The following is a 15,683-nucleotide window of genomic DNA, read 5'->3' on the forward strand; positions in this document are numbered from 1 at the left end:
CCAGTGCGACACGGTGCATTACGGCGCGATACACTTGCCCCATGAAGACCATCACGCAGCGCGAACTCGCAGCGCGGTCCAAGGCCGTGCTCGACGATGTCGAAGCCGGCGAGATCTACCACATCACTCGCAACGGCACCGAGATCGCGGAAGTCCGGCCGATCAGCAGCCGCCGCCGATTCGTCCCCGTCGAGGAACTCCAGCGAAAGTGGCGGAACGCGCCGACGGTCGACGCGACGCAGATGCGCGCGGAAGCCGACGCCTTCTACGGCGATGAGGACCGGATCGGCGGCGACGACCCGTGGGAGCGGAAGTGACCGAGCGACGCCGACGCGGACTGCTCGACACCTGCGTCGTGATCGATCTGCCGCAGATCGATCCACAGCTCCTGCCGGCCGACGCCGCGCTGTCGTCCATCGTGCTGGCCGAACTCGCCCAGGGCGTCGCCATGGCCAAGGACCCGGTGCAGATGATGGCCAGGGCCCAGCGACTCGCGGACGTGGAGGCGGAGTTCGCCGCCCTCCCCTTCGACCGCGAGGCAGCTCGGCGGTTCGGCACCCTGGTCGCCCTCACGATCCAGGCCAGGCGGGACCCCCGCCCCCGCCGCATGGACCTGATGATCGCGGCGACCGCGGCCGCCCACGGCCTGCCGCTCTACACGCGGAACGCGGGCGACTTCGTCGGCCTGGAGCAGGGCGTCGACGTCATCCCCGTGTGACGAACGGCCCCGCTCCAGTGGTGCCGTCGCCACTTCCGGACGGGTCGCCGCCACCGGCCGCCCGCGGGGAGCCGGCTACTCCCTCGGGGCGGCGAAGCAGTGGACCACGACCGTGCGGTCGGCGGCCCACTGCTGTTCGCCGCTGCCGAGCCAGGTCCAGCCGAGGCGGCGGTAGCAGGCGTTCGCCGGGGCCGCGGTGGCGAGGACGTCGAGGACGGGGTGGAGGCCGAGCGCCCGCGCGTGCGCCACGGCGGACGCCACCAGCTGTGCGCCGATCCGGTGGCCGCGCGCCGTGGGGGCGACGTAGAGCCGGCCGATCACGGCGGTGAGTTCCGGGCGGCCGCCGGTGCGGCGGCTCCACAGACCGGGGGCGACGTCGCCGGGGGCACTGCGGGAGAGGCCCACGTGGCCGGCCGGGCGGCCGTCCAGTTCGGCGACCCAGGCGGCGAGCAGGCCCCCGGGGGTGAGCCAGGCGGCGGGGCGGTCGGGCCAGTCGGCGGGGTAGCCGTCGGTGGCGTGGACGTCGCCGAGCACCCGGACGCAGTCGGCGAGGTCGGTGACGCGGCGCCGTCGGACGGACACCCCTGCCCCGGCCTGCCGCGAGCCGGACGCGACGACGTTGGCGCGTTCTTCAAGGTCAGCCATGCCGGTACGTTACCGGCCGGGCCCCACCGCCGCAGCAGGTCGGCGACCCCGGTCGGATCCTCACCGCCACCGCCGACCGTCGGCCGACGCTCCATCAGCCGAACGCGGCCGGGCGCGCCCAGGCGCTCGGGCGGACCGTCAGGCGATCGCGGCCGACACCACCGCCGCGACCGCGATGTTGCAGCTGGCCGAGACCCAGACCGCCGGGTGCGGCTCCGGCTCGACCAGGATCGCGCCGAGCCTGCCGGGCGTCAGCAGGTCCACCGCCCAGAAGGCGACGGCCATCAGCACCAGCCCGAGCAGGCCGTAGCAGGCGGTCGAGACCAGGCCCTTGGCGAAGTCCGCGTAGGTGTACATGATCGCGGTGAAGACGATGCCGCCGATGCCCAGCAGCGCGGAGCTGAGCAGCACGGCGGCGTTGCGGTTGCGCTCGACCCAGATCTGGTGGCCGAGCCTGCCGGGCGTCAACAGGTCCACCAGGCCGACGCCGAGGAGCAGCAGCACCACCCCGAGGGCTCCGTAGGCCGCTGCCGCGCCGAGCCCGTGCAGGATGTCGTTCATCGTGGTCCCAGCCCCCGGTCCGCTCGCCGATCCCCGACCGGCCTGGTCAAGGGTTGGCAAAAGATACCCCACCGGGGCGGGCGGCGGACCGGGGAAGCAGGACCCCTGACGTCAGTGGGGATCAGTGCTCCTCGTGCACCAGGTGGTCGACGCAGGCGGCGATCGCGAGCAGCAGGCCGGTGTCGGCGCCGTCGGCGATCTCCACGCCGTAGGTGTCCCGGATCCGGAACCACTTGCGGGAGATCCGGGCGAGGTCGTCGCCGTGGTGGTTCTCGATCCGGTAGTCCTTGTCGATCAGGTTGCCGTGGATCTTCAGCTCGCCGCCGGACGCCAGCTCCACCAGGTACTTGTCGCGGAACGGGGTGAACAGCTTCTCCCGGACGGTCGCGATCACCTCGCCGTCGGCGTCCTCGATCTTCATCGCGTCGCGGACGGTGAACGCCTTCTCCTTCACCACCGCGACCACCCGCCCGTGCGCGTCCTTCAGCTCGAAGGTGTGCCGCAGCCGCAACACCTTGCCGTCCACCAGGTACGCCTTGTGGCCCCGGTCGTCCTCGATCCAGTAGTCGTCTCCGACCGCGAACAGCTTCTCCCTGACCAGGTACCGCACAGCGGCCTCCTCCGTGTCGACGTGACCCCCATTCGACCCGATCCCCCCACCCGCCGGGAAGCACCGCCACACACGGGCGTTCAATGGCGGCATGCGTCCCCACCCCGCCGCCCCGCTGCACAGCGAGCGCCTCGACCTCCTCCCGATCGGCCCCGAGCACGCCGAGGAGCTGGCCGCCGCCCTCGCCGACCCCGCCCTGCACGCCTTCACCGGCGGCTCCCCGGCCACCGCCGACGACCTGCGCGTCCGCTACGCCCGGCTCGCCGCCGGCTCCCCCGACCCCGCCGAGACCTGGGGCAACTGGGCGCTGCGGCTGCGCGCCGACGGCCGCCTCACCGGCTACGTCCAGACCACCGTCCGCCCCGGGGCCGCCGAACTCGCCTGGGTGGTCGGCACCCCCTGGCAGGGCCGCGGCCTGGCCACCGAGGCCGCCCGCGCCCTGCTCTCCCACCTCGCCGCCACCGGCGTCAGCACCGTCACCGCCCACATCCACCCCGACCACCACGCCTCCGCCGCCGTCGCCCGGGCCCTCGGCCTCACCCCCACCGGCGAGCAGCAGGACGGCGAGACCCGCTGGCAGGCGGAACTCCCCCGGCCCTGACCCGGCCCTGACCCGGACCCGGCCCTGGCGCCCTCAGTCCTCCTCGCCCGGCGCCGGATGCGGGTTGATGGCCTGCCCGTCGATCGGCTGCCCCCAGTCGTCGTCGCCCTCGGCCCCCACGCAGTACCCGGAGCCCTCCACCCACCCCCCGGCGTCCTGGCACTGCTCCGCGGTGACGTCACGCGGACCGGGCCGGGCGGCCGCCGCCGAAGCGGCGCCGGCACCGGTGGCGAGCAGGACAGCGGTCGCGACCGTCAGGGCCGACCGGAGCAGGGGTGAGGTGATCATGCGGCCAACGACAGCACGAACCCCGGCCCCCACCCCTCCGACACGCCCACCACCCCCGACCGCGCCCCCACCACGACCGCCGCCCCGGAATGCCGCCCGACCACGATGCGGTTGGATACAGGCATGGCATCTCGTGCACGTGTACGCGCCCCCGAACTGGTCGGGGCAGGCGGTTGGCTGAACACCGGTGGCAAGGAGCTGACGCTCGCCGACTTCCGGGGCAAGATCACCGTCCTGGACTTCTGGACGTTCTGCTGCATCAACTGTCTGCATGTCCTGGACGAGCTGCGGGAGTTGGAGGAGAAGCACCGGGACACCGTGGTGATCGTCGGGGTGCACTCGCCGAAGTTCGTGCACGAGGCGGACCACCAGGCCGTGGTGGACGCGGTCGCCCGGTACGAGGTGCACCACCCGGTGCTGGACGATCCGGCGCTGGCGACGTGGAAGCAGTACGCCGTGCGGGCCTGGCCGACGCTGGTGGTGATCGACCCGGAGGGGTACGTGGTCGCCCAGCACGCGGGCGAGGGCCACGCGCACGCGATCGCGCGGCTGGTGGAGGAGTTGGAGGCCGAGCACGCGGCGAAGGGCACGCTGCGCCGCGGCGACGGCCCGTACGTGGCGCCGGAGCCGACCGCGGGGGACCTCAAGTTCCCGGGCAAGGCGGTCCGGCTGCCCGACGGGCACTTCCTGGTCGCCGACTCCGGCCACCACTCGCTGGTGGAACTGGCCGAGGACGGCGAGACGGTGGTCCGCCGGATCGGCGACGGGCAGCGCGGCCTGGTGGACGGCACCAGCCCCCGGTTCAGCGAGCCGCAGGGGCTGGCACTGCTGCCGGAGGGCTCGGACTACGACGTGATCGTGGCCGACACCGTCAACCACGCGCTGCGCGGGGTGCGGCTGGCGGACGGCTCCGTGACCACGCTGGCGGGCACCGGCCGCCAGTGGTGGCAGGGTTCGGCGACCGAGGGCCCGGCCCGCGAGGTGGACCTCTCCTCGCCCTGGGACGTCGCCTGGTTCGACGGCCGGGTGTGGATCGCGATGGCCGGCGTGCACCAGCTGTGGGCGTACGACCCGGCCGCCGACACGGTCGGCGTCGCGGCCGGCACCACCAACGAGGGCCTGGTGGACGGGCCCGTCGGTGAGGCCTGGTTCGCCCAGCCGTCCGGTCTGGCGGTCTCGGCGGACGGCGAGCGGCTGTGGGTGGCCGACTCGGAGACCTCCTCGATCCGTTGGCTCAGCCGATCGGAGGGGGCACGTGGAACCGGGACGGTCCACACCGCCGTCGGCACCGGCCTCTTCGACTTCGGCCACCGGGACGGCCCGGCCGCGCAGGCGCTGCTCCAGCACCCGCTGGGCGTCACCGTGCTGCCGGACGGCTCGGTGGCGGTCAGCGACACCTACAACCACGCGCTGCGCCGCTTCGACCCGGCGAGCGGCGAGGTCACCACGCTGGCCACCGACCTGCGCGAGCCGTCCGGCGCGGTCCTGGTGGACGGGGACATCGTGGTCGTCGAGTCGGCCCGGCACCGGCTGACCAGGCTGCGGCTGCCGGAGGAGGCGGTGCGGGTCGAGTCGGTCGCGCACCGCACCCGGCGGGCGGCCACCGAGGTCGCGCCGGGCGCGCTCCGGCTGGACGTGGTGTTCTCGGCGCCGAGCGGCCAGAAGCTGGACGAACGGTACGGCCCGTCCACCCGGCTGCTGGTCAGCGCGACCCCGCCCGAGCTGCTGGTCTCCGGAGCGGGCGCGGACAGCGACCTTTCGCGCGAGCTGGTCCTCTCCGAGGAGGTCGCCGAGGGCGTGCTGCACGTCTCGGCGATGGCCGCGTCCTGCGACGACGATCCGGAGATCGAGTTCCCGGCCTGCCACGTGCACCAGCAGGACTGGGGCGTGCCGGTGAAGCTGGTCGCCGACGGCGCGCGCCGGCTGCCGCTGGTGCTCGCCGGCCTGGAGTAGCCCGTCCGGCGTGGAAGGAGCCCGGCGGAGCGTACTCCGCCGGGCCCCTTCGCCGTTGAGGGGGGATCAGCCCTCCAGGAACGCCTTGATCGCGCTGGCCAGCAGGTACGGGTCCTCGGCGCCGCACAGTTCGCGCGCCGAGTGCATGGACAGCGCCGCGATGCCGCAGTCCACCGTCTTGATGCCGAGGCGCGCCGCGGTGATCGGGCCGATGGTGGTGCCGCAGGGCATCGCGTTGTTGGACACGAAGGACTGCCACGGCACGCCGGCCTTCTCGCAGGCGGCCGCGAACACCGCCCGGCCGACGCCGTCGGTCGCGTAGCGGTTGTTGACGTTGACCTTGAGGATCGGCCCGCCGTTCGGCAGCGGGTGGTGGCCCGGCTCGTGCCGCTCGGCGTAGTTCGGGTGGACGGCGTGGCCCATGTCCGAGGAGAGGCAGATCGTCCCGGCCAGCGCCCGGGCGCGGTCCTCCGGGGTGCCGCCGCGCGCGTGGACGGTGCGGTCGAGGACGTTGCCGAGCAGCGGGCTCTGCGCGCCGGTGTCCGACTCGCTGCCGGTCTCCTCGTGGTCGAAGGCGGCCAGCACCGGGATGTACGGCAGGTCGGCGGCGTCCTCGGCGGAGGCGACGGCGGCCAGCGCGGCGGTGGCGGCGTGGACGGACAGCAGGTTGTCCAGGCGCGGGCCGGCCAGCAGCTCGCGGTCGCGGCCCAGGTAGGCGGCCGGCTGGACGTCGTGCGTCATCAGGTCCCAGCCGGCCACGTCGGCGGCGTCCACGCCCGCGCGCTCGGCGACGTACGAGATCAGCGAGCCCTCGTCGACCGGGCCGAGGCCCCAGATCGGGGTGAGGTGGCGCTGCTTGTCGAGCTTCATGCCGTCGTTGACCTGGCGGTCCAGGTGGATCGCGAGCTGCGGCACCCGCAGCAGCGGCTCGTCCAGCTGGACGAGCCGCGAGCTGCCGTCCTTCAGCGCGAGGCGGCCGGAGAGCCCGAGGTCACGGTCCAGCCAGGTGTTCAGCGGGACACCGCCGTAGATCTCCACGGCGACCTGGCGCCAGCCGGCCGAGCCGGTGTCCGGCACCGGCTTGACCCGCAGGTTCGGCGAGTCGGTGTGGGTACCGACCACCCGGAACGGGGTCTCGGGGCGGGCGCTCTCCGGCAGGTACCAGGCGATCAGGGCGCCGCCCCGGATCAGGTAACGGCCGCCGGCGGCGCCGTCCCAGACGTCGGTCTCGGCGACCTGCCGGAAGCCTGCCTTCTCCAGCCGCTCGGCGGCGCTCGCGACCGCGTGGTACGGGGACGGCGAGGTGCCGAGGAACGCGATCAGATCGTCGCTGTGCGTCCGGTCGAAGAATGCCTGGCGGGCGGCGGCGGTCGACATACTGCTCCTGAGTCGAGGGAGGGCTGAAGCCGGATGGGGAGTCGGCTTCGCACCTTGAGCATATGCCCGTACACGGACAGGGAATTCGGAACCTCCCAACGGATGCAGAACGAGGACACAACCGTGAAGTGACGCCGCGCCGAACTCCGTACACCCAGAGATCCGCGCCGGTCGCGGACGGTCATCGCCATGCCGGGCCCGGCGCCTGAGGCCCCCGAACAACGGGTGCGAAATGGGCGAACTCGGCGACGGGTGCGGGGCGGACGGGCCGCAACGTCGAAGGGCCCGGCGGGAGCCGGGCCCTTCGACGTGAGGGTGCTGTCAGGCGGTCGGAGAGGTGTCACGCCCCTCGCGGCGCCCCTGGGGGCACCGCGGCGGGTGACGGGTGGGGCGAGGGCCTCAGAAGGCCTCCTCCGCCAGGTCCATGATCTCGTTGTCGATGCCCTCGGCGATCAGCCGCTGCGGGGCGACGGTCGGCAGGACGTTCTTGGCGAAGAAGCGGGCCGCCGCGACCTTGCCCTGGTAGAACGGGACGTCCTTCTCCGAGGCGCCGGCCTCCAGCTTGGCCAGCGCCACCGCGGCCTGACGCAGCAGCAGCCAGCCGACGACGACGTCGCCGGAGACGAGCAGCAGGCGGGTGGTGTTGAGGCCCACCTTGTACATGTTCTTGACGTCCTGCTCGACCGAGGTGAGGTCGGCCAGCAGCTTGCCCACGATGGCGTCCAGATCGCCGACGGCCTTGGCGAGCAGCTCGCGCTCGGCGGCCAGGGCGTCGCCGCCCTCGGCCGCGCCGAGGAACTTCTGGATCTGCTCGGACAGCGCGGTGAGCGCCTGGCCGCCGTCCTTGACGATCTTGCGGAAGAAGAAGTCCTGGCCCTGGATCGCGGTGGTGCCCTCGTAGAGGGTGTCGATCTTGGCGTCCCGGATGTACTGCTCGATCGGGTACTCCTGCAAGTAGCCGGAGCCACCGAAGGTCTGCAGGGACTGGGCGAGCTGCTCGTAGGACTTCTCGGAGCCGTAGCCCTTGACGATCGGCAGCAGCAGGTCGTTGAGGCGCTCGGCGGCCTCGTCGCGCTCGCCGCGCAGGCCGGCGGCCACCATGTCGTCCTGGACGGACGCGGTGAACAGGACCAGCGCGCGCATGCCCTCGGCGTAGGCCTTCTGGGTGAGCAGCGAGCGGCGCACGTCCGGGTGGTGGGTGATGGTGACGCGGGGGGCGGTCTTGTCCAGGAACTGCGAGATGTCGGCGCCCTGCACGCGCTCCTTGGCGTACTCCAGGGCGTTCAGGTAGCCGGTGGAGAGGGTGGCGATGGCCTTCGTGCCGACCATCATCCGGGCGAACTCGATGATCTTGAACATCTGGCGGATGCCGTCGACCTTCTCGCCGAGCAGCCAGCCCTTGGCCGGGTGCTTGGCGCCGAAGGTCATCTCGCAGGTGTTCGAGGCCTTGAGGCCCATCTTGTGCTCGACGTTGGTGGCGTAGGCGCCGTTGCGCTCGCCCAGCTCGCCCGTCTCCCAGTCGAAGTCGAACTTGGGGACGATGTACAGGCCCAGGCCCTTGGTGCCGGGCTTGCCGCCCTCGGGGCGCGCCAGCACCAGGTGGATGATGTTCTCGGACATGTCGTGCTCGCCCGAGGTGATGAAGCGCTTCACACCCTCGATGTGCCAGGAGCCGTCCTCCTGCTTGATCGCCTTGGTGCGGCCGGCGCCCACGTCCGAGCCCGCGTCGGGCTCGGTGAGGACCATGGTGGCGCCCCAGAGGCGGTCGGTCATCCGCTGGGCGACCTTCTTCTGCTCCTCGGTGCCCTCGTCGTGGACGACGCCGGCGAAGGCGGGGCCGGAGGAGTACATCCAGATGGCCGGGTTGGAGCCCAGGACCTGCTCGGCGTAGGCCCAGATCAGGGAGGACGGGGTGACCTGGCCGCCGATCGCCTCCGGGATGCCCAGACGCCACCACTCGGCGTCCATGTAGGTCTGGTAGCTCTTCCTGAAGGTGGCCGGGACCGGCGCGGTGTTGGTCTCGGGGTCGAAGACCGGCGGGTTGCGGTCGGTGTCGGTGAAGGACGCGGCGAGGTCGTTCTCGGCGAGGCGCGAGATCTCGCTCAGGATGTTCTTCGCGGTCTCGACGTCCATGTCCGCGAACGGTCCGGAGCCGTAGACCTGCTCGCGACCGAACACCTCGAAGAGGTTGAACTCCACGTCCCGCAGGTTGGACTTGTAGTGACCCATGGCCGTTTTCTCCGGTTCGTCGCTTCCGGGAGACCGCCGCGTTCGGGCGCCCCGTACCCACCAGTACGCATCATGATGCTACCCAGCGGTAACTTGGGCAAGCCCCTGGCGGTGAATCCGCTATGAACGTGGTCACGTCCCACAAGTCGGGACGACCAGTCCTTGTCAGGATCGACGCCCGCACGGGCGGGTGCGCTCCCGATAGCCTGTCCGTGTGTACGGATATGACCAGAACGCATACCCGGGCGACCCCTACCAGCAGCAGGCGGGTCCGCAGCCGGGCATGAACGGCATGCCCGGCCCCGACGCCTACGGCGCGCAGTCGCAGGCGTCCCAGCAGTCCCTCTACCCCGAACCCTCCCCGCCGTCGCTGGCGGACGCCGTCCGGGCGTTCACCACGGGCTCGATGGCGGTCGAGGACTTCCAGGCCATCTTCATCACCTCGAAGGTGCACTGCCCGCGCGGCGAGCGGCCCGGCTTCCTGGCGCTGCACAACACGCCGACGCCGGTGATCCCGATGTTCAGCTCGCTGAAGGAGCTGCGCCGCTACGCCGGCAAGGACTCCAAGCACTTCACCGTCACCGGCGCCGAGGTCCTGGACCTGCTGCCGACCGGCTACGGCTTCGCGCTGGACATGGAGGGCGAGCACCGGATGGTGTTCGACGCCAAGGCGGTCGAGCAGATGGTCGACTTCACCATGCGCCGCATGTACGGCTGACCCATCCTGGAGGAGGAGCCCCGCGCTCCTTCGTCGCCATATGGTTCAACTTTCAACTTGCTTGTTGTTGAGAATTGAACTAACCTCGTGGACGTAGGCCAGAGGAACCCCCCGAAGGAGGCCGACATGCCCGCCGTGACCGTCGACAACCCGCTGACCCTGCCGCGCGTCGCCACCCCGGACCCCGCCGCCACCAGCGCCCGGCCGGTCCTCACCGTCGCGACCGCACCCGAGGGCTTCGAAGGCGAGGGCTTCCCGGTCCGCCGCGCCTTCGCCAAGATCAACACCAAGTACCTCGACCCGTTCATCATGATGGACCAGATGGGCGAGGTGGAGTACGCCGCCGGCGAGCCCAAGGGCACGCCCTGGCACCCGCACCGCGGCTTCGAGACGGTCACCTACCTGATCGACGGCGAGTTCATCCACAAGGACTCGCACGGCGGCGGCGGCCACCTCGGCGGCGGCGACACCCAGTGGATGACGGCCGGCTCGGGCATCCTGCACATCGAGACCCCGCCGGAGTCGCTGGTGGCCACCGGCGGCCTGTTCCACGGCATCCAGCTGTGGGTCAACCTCCCGGCCTCCGACAAGATGGCCGCCCCGCGCTACCAGGACATCCACGGCGGCCACGTCAAGCTGCTCTCCACCCCGGACGGCGGCGCGATCCTGCGGCTGATCGCGGGCGAGCTGGACGGCCACCGGGGCCCGGGCGTCACCCACACGCCGATAACCCTGCTGCACGCCAGCATCACCCCGGGCGCGCAGGTCACCCTGCCGTGGCGGCCGGACTTCAACGCGCTCGCCTACGTCCTCAACGGCGACGGCACCGTCGGCGCCGAGGGCCGCCCGGTCCACACCGGGCAGGCGGCCGTGTTCGGCGAGGGCGACACCATCACCATCACCGCCGACACCAAGCAGGACTCCCGCCACCCCAACCTGGACGTGATCCTGCTCGGCGGGCAGCCGATCCGCGAACCGGTCGCCTGGTACGGGCCGTTCGTGATGAACAGCCACCGCGAACTGGAGCAGGCCATGCGGGACTTCCAGTCCGGCCGGTTCGGCCACCCGATCGACTGACGGCACCATCCCGGGCGGCCGCACCGCCCTCGGTGACGGCACCAGCTCGGTGACCGCACCGCCCCCGGCGCCTCGGCCGTCTACGCGCTACAGCAGCGCGTAGACGGCCGAGGCGTCGTCGTGCGCCTTGCCGCGCGGCCAGCGCTCGCAGGCGGCGTCCGCCCGCTCGACCTCGCGGACCTGCGCGATCAGTTCGCCCGGACCGGACTCGGCGAGCAGCCGCAGCGCGTCCGCCCAACTCCCCAGCCCGAAGCGCTCGGTGAAGCGCGAGGCGCCGTCGGTGAGCGCGGCCAGCGCGTGCAGCCGCTCCAGCCGGACGAAGCCGGTCTCCGCGTGCCCGGCCGCCTTCGGGCTGGCCGCGGCGATCCACGGACCGTTGCCCCGGTTGCGGGCGGACCGGACGGCCAGCGCGTACTCCAGATGCAGCGCGGCCCGCTCGGCCGAGCCGGGGACGGTCGCCCAGACCTGCCGGCGCAGTTCCTCCCCACCGGGGAAGCGCTGGTTGTCCCCGATCACCTTCGGCGGTCCGTCCTTGTACTCCAGCACCAGCAGCGAGTCGCCGAGCACCAGGTACTCCAGCGACTCGCCGTGCCGGCGGGCCGCCACCACCATGGCCGCGGGGGTGTTGGGGTGGCCCAGGTCGCAGCGGCCGCCGTGCAGCGCGGCCGTCTCCACGATGGCGTCGGCCAGGCACTCGGCGATCGAGCGGTCCACCCGGTCGGTGAGCCGGGCGAGCAGGTGCACGCCCAACCGGCGGACGTACCAGGCGGTTCCGTGCCGGCACCCGGACTCCAGGCCGGCCGGCGAACTCGCACCGTCCAGCAGTACCAGCGCCTCCGGCGAGGCCGCCGCGAAGTCCTCGCTCTCGCGGTCCGGCCGCCGTGCTTCCCCTGCGAGCTGTAGCTGCATCCCGACAGTGTGGCCGCCGCCCCCGGCCCGCGCCCAGACCCCTGCGCCGGTGTGGCGCGGGCCGGTCCCCGCCGCCCGGTGGCAGCCGGGGCAATCCGGTCATACCGTCGAATAGCGACCGGACAATTCGGCCAATCAGGGCCTGTCAGGTTTGGGATCACCTTCGGGTGTCCGGGCGGCCCGGGACTGACGAGGAGCAGGAGATGTTCTGGGAGTTCATCGTGCTAGTGGCCGCCTCGACCGGCTTTCCGACCGCCGCGCTGCTCTTCCTGATCGGCGGGCCGCGCTTCCCCGACGAACAGCGCGGCGGCCGGCACGCCTGACGCCAGGCCTGCGCCCGCCCGCACCCGAAAGCTTCAGGCCTTCCAGGCCGGGTCACGCCCGAGCAGGGCCAGCGCGCGGTCGAACCGGCCGCCCGCCGCACCCGGTTCGAGGCGCGGCGCGAACGCCTTGCCCGGCACCCGGTTCTCCGGCGCGGCCGGGACGGCCCCGGCGACCGCCAGCAGGGTCGCCGCCAGCGCCTCGTCGCCGTCCACGACGGCGGTGAACGGGGCCTGGACACCGAGCGCGGCCGCGACGTCCCAGCCGTGCACCAGGGTGTCGAGCAGGTGGAAGCCGACCGCGTGCGCCAGCGGGAAGGGGCCGCCGTGCTGGATCTCCGGCAGCCAGACCTCGCGCCCGGCCGCCACGGCCTCGCGGAACGCCTCGGTGAGCTCGGCGCCCGTGCGGCGGAAGGCGCCCGCCGGGTCGTCGCCGACCGGGGCGTCGGCCCAGAGCGCGAGGTCGGGCCCGGCGCCGCGGGCGGCCGCGGCGAAGCCCTGGTGCTGGCCGACGATGTGCTCCATCAGCCGGCGCAGCGTCCAGCCCGCGCACGGGCTCGGCAGCTCCAGCTGGTCCGACCGCAGACCGTCCACCACTTCGGCGGCCAACTCCAGGGACCGGGCGTGCAGTTCGACGAGCTCTCCGGCACGGCTCATGCGGCGCTGACCTCCTGACCGGCCGACAGGAAGCCGATCGCGTTGTCGATGACGGTGGGCTCGGCGACGATCCGGCGGTGGCCGAGCCCTCGGGTGACCAGTAGTTCCAGCCGGTCACCGTACGCGGCTTTCAGGCGCCGCGCGTGCGATATTCCGACCACGTCGTCGCCCTCGTCGTGCGCCACCAGGATCGGCGGCGACACCTCCTCGGGCCGGTGCGCGGCGTCGAAGCGCCGCCACGGGTCCTCGGTGCCGGCGAACAGCTCGTGCTCGATCCGGTGCCGCAGGTCCCGCTCGATCACCGGGCCGAGGCCGAGCCCGGCGCAGAACGCGCCCGGCAGGTAGGCGAATTCGCTGACCCCGGCGAGCGCGACCAGCCGCCCGGCCCGGACCCCCTCGCGCAGCGCCAGGAACGCCCCGGCCACACCCAGCGAGTGCGCCACGATCGCCTCGAACCCGCCGTAGCCGTCCTGGAGCTGCCCGGCGATGGCGCGGTACTCCAGCACCGTGGTGGCCCGGCCGCCGGAGTCGCCGTGGCCTGGCGCGTCGAAGGCGACCGGGCTCAGCCCGAGCGCGCGCAGCCGGGGCACGTAGGGGGCGAAGCGCGAGGCGCGGGAGCGCCAGCCGTGCATCAGCAGCACCGGCCGGGCGCCGTCGCCCCAGCGGTAGACGACGACGTCCTTGCCGTTCACGGTGATCCGCTCGACGGCGGCCTGCCGGTGGGTCTCCCGCTCGGCGGGGCGGACGGCGCTGCGCCGCAGCGGACGCTGGAACAGCTCGTACGCGGCGCGGCCGGCCAGCCGGGGCGCCAGGTGCGAGGTGGTGTTGAGGGCGGTGCGAACCAGTGCGAGGGCCGGGTCCATGCGGTCTCCCTGTCGGTGCGGACGGGCGTGCCGGGGTGCGGGGCCGTACTGGGCCCGGATATTAGCACGACCGTTCGTGCAGTTTCATGGGCGGGAAGTCCGCCGCCCGCCCCCGGGCTACCCTGGCGGCACGCACCGCGACGGCGACGGCGACGACGAGAACTGAGGTGGCCGATGGCCGGATCGACCACGGACGGACGGGTCCTGCGCGGCGAGGAGACCCGCCGGGCGGTGCTGCACCGCGCCGTCGCGATCGCCTCCGTCGAAGGCCTCGGCGCGCTCTCCATCGGTCGCCTCGCCACCGACCTCGGGCTCAGCAAGAGCGGCGTGTTCGCCGGCTTCGGCTCCAAGGAGGAGCTCCAGCTCGCCACCGTCCGCGCCGCCCGCCGCATCTTCGCCGACGCCGTCGTCGCCCCGGTCGCCGACACCCCGCCCGGCCTCGCCCGGGCCCGCGCCCTCTGCGAGAGCTGGCTCGCCTACTCCCGGGCCCGGGTCTTCCCCGGCGGCTGCTTCTTCTACGAGGTCACCGCCGAGTTCGACGCCCGCCCCGGCGCCGTCCGGGACGCCCTCGCCGACTGCGCCCGCGAGTGGCGCCAGGTGATCGCCGACGCCCTCGCCGAGGCCCGCGCCACCGGCGGCCTGCGGCCCGGCACCGACCTCGACGACCTCGCCTTCGCCCTGATCGCCCTCCTGGAGACGGCCAACTCGCAGGCCGTGCTGCACGACGAGGACACCCCCTACCAGCGGGCCGGCCGCCTCCTGCTGCGCCTGCTGCGCGCCGAGGCCACCGACCCGGCCGACCCGGCGCTCGCCTAGCAGGCTCCTAGGCTTTTCCGCCCAGCGCCCCTTCCAGGAAAGCCGCCTGGGCCAGCAGCCGCTCGTCGCCGCCCGCCGCGCCCACCACCTGGAGGCCCAGCGGCAACCCCTCCGCCGTCCGTCCGGCCGGCAGGCTCAGCGCGGGCAGGCCCAGGTAGCTCCACGGCAGCGACATCACCGCGTCCCCGGTGGTGTGCAGGCCCTCCGGCGCCCCGCCGGTCGCCGACGGCGCCAGCCACAGGTCCACTCCGACCTCGGCGGTCGCCCGGGCGGCCCGCTCGCGCAACCGCTCCCGGGCCTGGAGCGCGGCCGCCCGGTCCTCTGCCGCGACGCCCTGGCCGACCCGGATGCTCGCCGCCGTCTCCGGCCGGTACAGGCCGCCGAACCGGGCGAACCAGTCGGCGTGGCCGCGGGCCAGCTCGAAGCGGTTGATCGTCTGCAATTGCCGGGTGATCCCGGCGAAGTCCGGGAACAGCGGCACCCGGCGCACCGTCAGGCCAGCCTGCGCCAGGCGCTCCAGGCTCTCCTCGAAGACGCGCAGCGCCGCCGGCTCGGCCCGCTCCAGGTACGCGCCGTCCGGGACCCCGAGCACCGGCCGGCCCCCGGCCGCCGGCCCGCCGCGCCAGTCGTCGCCCCGCCAGTCGTCGCAGAGCAGTGCAGCCGCCAGGGCCGCCCCGGCCAGGTCGGCCGTGAACACCCCCAGGGTGTCGAAGCTCGGCGCGTTCGGGATCACCCCGGCCATCGGGATCCGCCCGTACGTGGGCCGGAAGCCCACCACCCCGCAGTACGCGGCCGGCCGGATCACCGATCCCACCGTCTGGGTGCCGACCGCCAGCGGCACCAGCCCCGCCGCGACCGCCGCCGCCGACCCGCTGCTGGAGCCGCCCGGGGTGTGCCCGGGATGGTGCGGGTTGCGGGTCGGTCCTGGCGCGCTCGCCGCGAACTCGGCGGTCACCGTCTTGCCGGCGACCAGCGCCCCGGCCGCCCGCAGCCGGTCCACCACCACGGCCTGCGGCCCCGCCAGGACCCCCGGCGGCAGCGCCGAACCGCCGTGCGTGGGCAGCCCGTCCACGTGCACGATGTCCTTGACCCCCACCGTCACCCCGTACAGCGGCGGCCGCCCGGCCGGCTCGGGGTACCGCGCGGCCAGCGCCCGCGCCTGCGCGCGCAGCCGCTCGTGCCGCCCCGGCTCCGGGACGAACGCGTGGATCAACGGATCCACCCGCTCGACCAGCCCGCAGAACCGGTCGACGTGCTCGGACAGGCCCGGTACGCCGGACCGCAGCCCGGCGGCCTCACGGGTCAACGACCGTGGCCGGGCGAGGGGTTGCTCCATGCCGA

General features: G+C 73.4%; 17 protein-coding genes. 7 read left to right on the plus strand and 10 right to left on the minus strand.

Annotated features, from left to right (window positions below; all coding sequences use genetic code 11):
* The first annotated feature begins 41 nt into the window (after nt 1–41).
* Nucleotides 42–317: a PhdYeFM domain-containing protein gene (locus AB0O82_RS08360; protein WP_350880629.1), complete on the plus strand. Its 276-nt coding sequence runs from the start codon at nt 42–44 to the stop codon at nt 315–317.
* A complete protein-coding gene (locus AB0O82_RS08365) occupies nt 314–718 on the plus strand; it encodes a PIN domain-containing protein (protein WP_363581432.1) in 405 nt (134 codons plus the stop codon). Before AB0O82_RS08360 ends, AB0O82_RS08365 begins: the two co-directional genes overlap by 4 nt.
* A 75-nt stretch (nt 719–793) precedes the next feature.
* On the opposite strand, the gene AB0O82_RS08370 is transcribed toward AB0O82_RS08365, so the two are convergent.
* From AB0O82_RS08370 to AB0O82_RS08380, 3 genes are all read right to left on the minus strand, one after another.
* A complete protein-coding gene (locus AB0O82_RS08370; protein WP_363581434.1) occupies nt 794–1,363 on the minus strand; it encodes a GNAT family N-acetyltransferase in 570 nt (189 codons plus the stop codon).
* A 138-nt stretch (nt 1,364–1,501) separates the two neighbouring features.
* On the minus strand, nt 1,502–1,924 hold the full coding sequence (locus tag AB0O82_RS08375) for a DUF350 domain-containing protein (RefSeq protein WP_363581436.1): 423 nt from the start codon (nt 1,922–1,924) through the stop codon (nt 1,502–1,504).
* A gap of 121 nt (nt 1,925–2,045) precedes the next feature.
* A complete protein-coding gene (locus AB0O82_RS08380) occupies nt 2,046–2,534 on the minus strand; it encodes an LURP-one-related family protein (protein WP_363581438.1) in 489 nt (162 codons plus the stop codon).
* A 91-nt stretch (nt 2,535–2,625) separates the two neighbouring features.
* Between AB0O82_RS08380 and AB0O82_RS08385 the strand changes: the two genes are divergently transcribed.
* Entirely contained in the window at nt 2,626–3,135 is a 510-nt protein-coding gene (locus AB0O82_RS08385; protein ID WP_363581440.1) for a GNAT family N-acetyltransferase, read from the plus strand.
* A 33-nt stretch (nt 3,136–3,168) separates the two neighbouring features.
* Here AB0O82_RS08385 and AB0O82_RS08390 read toward each other — a convergent pair whose 3' ends face one another.
* Entirely contained in the window at nt 3,169–3,423 is a 255-nt protein-coding gene (locus AB0O82_RS08390; RefSeq protein ID WP_363581442.1) for a hypothetical protein, read from the minus strand.
* A 123-nt stretch (nt 3,424–3,546) separates the two neighbouring features.
* On the opposite strand from AB0O82_RS08390, the gene AB0O82_RS08395 reads away from it, so the two are divergent.
* Nucleotides 3,547–5,376 carry an NHL domain-containing thioredoxin family protein gene (locus tag AB0O82_RS08395; protein ID WP_363581444.1) on the plus strand — a complete coding sequence of 610 codons (1,830 nt, stop codon included), beginning with the start codon at nt 3,547–3,549 and terminating at the stop codon, nt 5,374–5,376.
* Between the two features lie 66 nt (nt 5,377–5,442).
* Here the strand turns inward: AB0O82_RS08395 and AB0O82_RS08400 are convergent, their stop codons facing one another.
* Both AB0O82_RS08400 and AB0O82_RS08405 read right to left on the minus strand, forming a co-directional pair.
* Complete coding sequence (locus AB0O82_RS08400) at nt 5,443–6,753, minus strand: M18 family aminopeptidase (RefSeq protein WP_363581446.1); 1,311 nt, start codon at nt 6,751–6,753, stop codon at nt 5,443–5,445.
* A 399-nt stretch (nt 6,754–7,152) separates the two neighbouring features.
* Nucleotides 7,153–8,982, minus strand: a complete 1,830-nt coding sequence (locus AB0O82_RS08405) for an acyl-CoA dehydrogenase (RefSeq protein ID WP_363581448.1) — start codon at nt 8,980–8,982, stop codon at nt 7,153–7,155.
* A 283-nt stretch (nt 8,983–9,265) separates the two neighbouring features.
* On the opposite strand from AB0O82_RS08405, the gene AB0O82_RS08410 reads away from it, so the two are divergent.
* Together AB0O82_RS08410 and AB0O82_RS08415 are read left to right on the plus strand one after the other, a co-directional pair.
* Nucleotides 9,266–9,700: an SseB family protein gene (locus AB0O82_RS08410; protein WP_107452894.1), complete on the plus strand. Its 435-nt coding sequence runs from the start codon at nt 9,266–9,268 to the stop codon at nt 9,698–9,700.
* A 126-nt stretch (nt 9,701–9,826) separates the two neighbouring features.
* A complete protein-coding gene (locus AB0O82_RS08415; RefSeq protein WP_363581450.1) occupies nt 9,827–10,777 on the plus strand; it encodes a pirin family protein in 951 nt (316 codons plus the stop codon).
* Between the two features lie 87 nt (nt 10,778–10,864).
* Here the strand turns inward: AB0O82_RS08415 and AB0O82_RS08420 are convergent, their stop codons facing one another.
* The 3 genes from AB0O82_RS08420 to AB0O82_RS08430 form a co-directional block, all read right to left on the minus strand.
* Nucleotides 10,865–11,686, minus strand: a complete 822-nt coding sequence (locus tag AB0O82_RS08420) for an integrase (RefSeq protein ID WP_363581452.1) — start codon at nt 11,684–11,686, stop codon at nt 10,865–10,867.
* Nucleotides 11,687–12,042: 356 nt separating this feature from the next.
* Nucleotides 12,043–12,663 (minus strand): TIGR03086 family metal-binding protein, encoded by a 621-nt coding sequence (locus tag AB0O82_RS08425; RefSeq protein WP_363581454.1) that lies wholly within the window; start codon nt 12,661–12,663, stop codon nt 12,043–12,045.
* A complete protein-coding gene (locus AB0O82_RS08430) occupies nt 12,660–13,526 on the minus strand; it encodes an alpha/beta hydrolase (protein WP_363581456.1) in 867 nt (288 codons plus the stop codon). Before AB0O82_RS08430 ends, AB0O82_RS08425 begins: the two co-directional genes overlap by 4 nt.
* A 174-nt stretch (nt 13,527–13,700) precedes the next feature.
* Here AB0O82_RS08430 and AB0O82_RS08435 point away from each other — a divergent pair, with 174 nt between their 5' ends.
* Nucleotides 13,701–14,342: a TetR/AcrR family transcriptional regulator gene (locus tag AB0O82_RS08435; RefSeq protein ID WP_363581458.1), complete on the plus strand. Its 642-nt coding sequence runs from the start codon at nt 13,701–13,703 to the stop codon at nt 14,340–14,342.
* A 7-nt stretch (nt 14,343–14,349) separates the two neighbouring features.
* On the opposite strand, the gene AB0O82_RS08440 is transcribed toward AB0O82_RS08435, so the two are convergent.
* Nucleotides 14,350–15,678: an amidase gene (locus tag AB0O82_RS08440; protein ID WP_363581460.1), complete on the minus strand. Its 1,329-nt coding sequence runs from the start codon at nt 15,676–15,678 to the stop codon at nt 14,350–14,352.
* Nucleotides 15,679–15,683 lie beyond the last annotated feature (5 nt).

This window comes from Kitasatospora sp. NPDC088264, from assembly GCF_040685715.1.
GTDB lineage: Bacteria > Actinomycetota > Actinomycetes > Streptomycetales > Streptomycetaceae > Kitasatospora.

Coding starts and splice junctions, on each gene's coding strand:
- AB0O82_RS08415 (WP_363581450.1), top strand. CDS start 9,827: ATGCCCGCCGTGACCGTCGACAACCCGCTGACCCTGCCGCGCGTCGCC.
- AB0O82_RS08370 (WP_363581434.1), bottom strand. CDS start 1,363: ATGGCTGACCTTGAAGAACGCGCCAACGTCGTCGCGTCCGGCTCGCGG.
- AB0O82_RS08405 (WP_363581448.1), bottom strand. CDS start 8,982: ATGGGTCACTACAAGTCCAACCTGCGGGACGTGGAGTTCAACCTCTTC.
- AB0O82_RS08390 (WP_363581442.1), bottom strand. CDS start 3,423: ATGATCACCTCACCCCTGCTCCGGTCGGCCCTGACGGTCGCGACCGCT.
- AB0O82_RS08430 (WP_363581456.1), bottom strand. CDS start 13,526: ATGGACCCGGCCCTCGCACTGGTTCGCACCGCCCTCAACACCACCTCG.
- AB0O82_RS08400 (WP_363581446.1), bottom strand. CDS start 6,753: ATGTCGACCGCCGCCGCCCGCCAGGCATTCTTCGACCGGACGCACAGC.
- AB0O82_RS08395 (WP_363581444.1), top strand. CDS start 3,547: ATGGCATCTCGTGCACGTGTACGCGCCCCCGAACTGGTCGGGGCAGGC.
- AB0O82_RS08385 (WP_363581440.1), top strand. CDS start 2,626: ATGCGTCCCCACCCCGCCGCCCCGCTGCACAGCGAGCGCCTCGACCTC.
- AB0O82_RS08435 (WP_363581458.1), top strand. CDS start 13,701: ATGGCCGGATCGACCACGGACGGACGGGTCCTGCGCGGCGAGGAGACC.
- AB0O82_RS08425 (WP_363581454.1), bottom strand. CDS start 12,663: ATGAGCCGTGCCGGAGAGCTCGTCGAACTGCACGCCCGGTCCCTGGAG.
- AB0O82_RS08360 (WP_350880629.1), top strand. CDS start 42: ATGAAGACCATCACGCAGCGCGAACTCGCAGCGCGGTCCAAGGCCGTG.
- AB0O82_RS08440 (WP_363581460.1), bottom strand. CDS start 15,678: ATGGAGCAACCCCTCGCCCGGCCACGGTCGTTGACCCGTGAGGCCGCC.
- AB0O82_RS08410 (WP_107452894.1), top strand. CDS start 9,266: ATGAACGGCATGCCCGGCCCCGACGCCTACGGCGCGCAGTCGCAGGCG.
- AB0O82_RS08375 (WP_363581436.1), bottom strand. CDS start 1,924: ATGAACGACATCCTGCACGGGCTCGGCGCGGCAGCGGCCTACGGAGCC.
- AB0O82_RS08420 (WP_363581452.1), bottom strand. CDS start 11,686: ATGCAGCTACAGCTCGCAGGGGAAGCACGGCGGCCGGACCGCGAGAGC.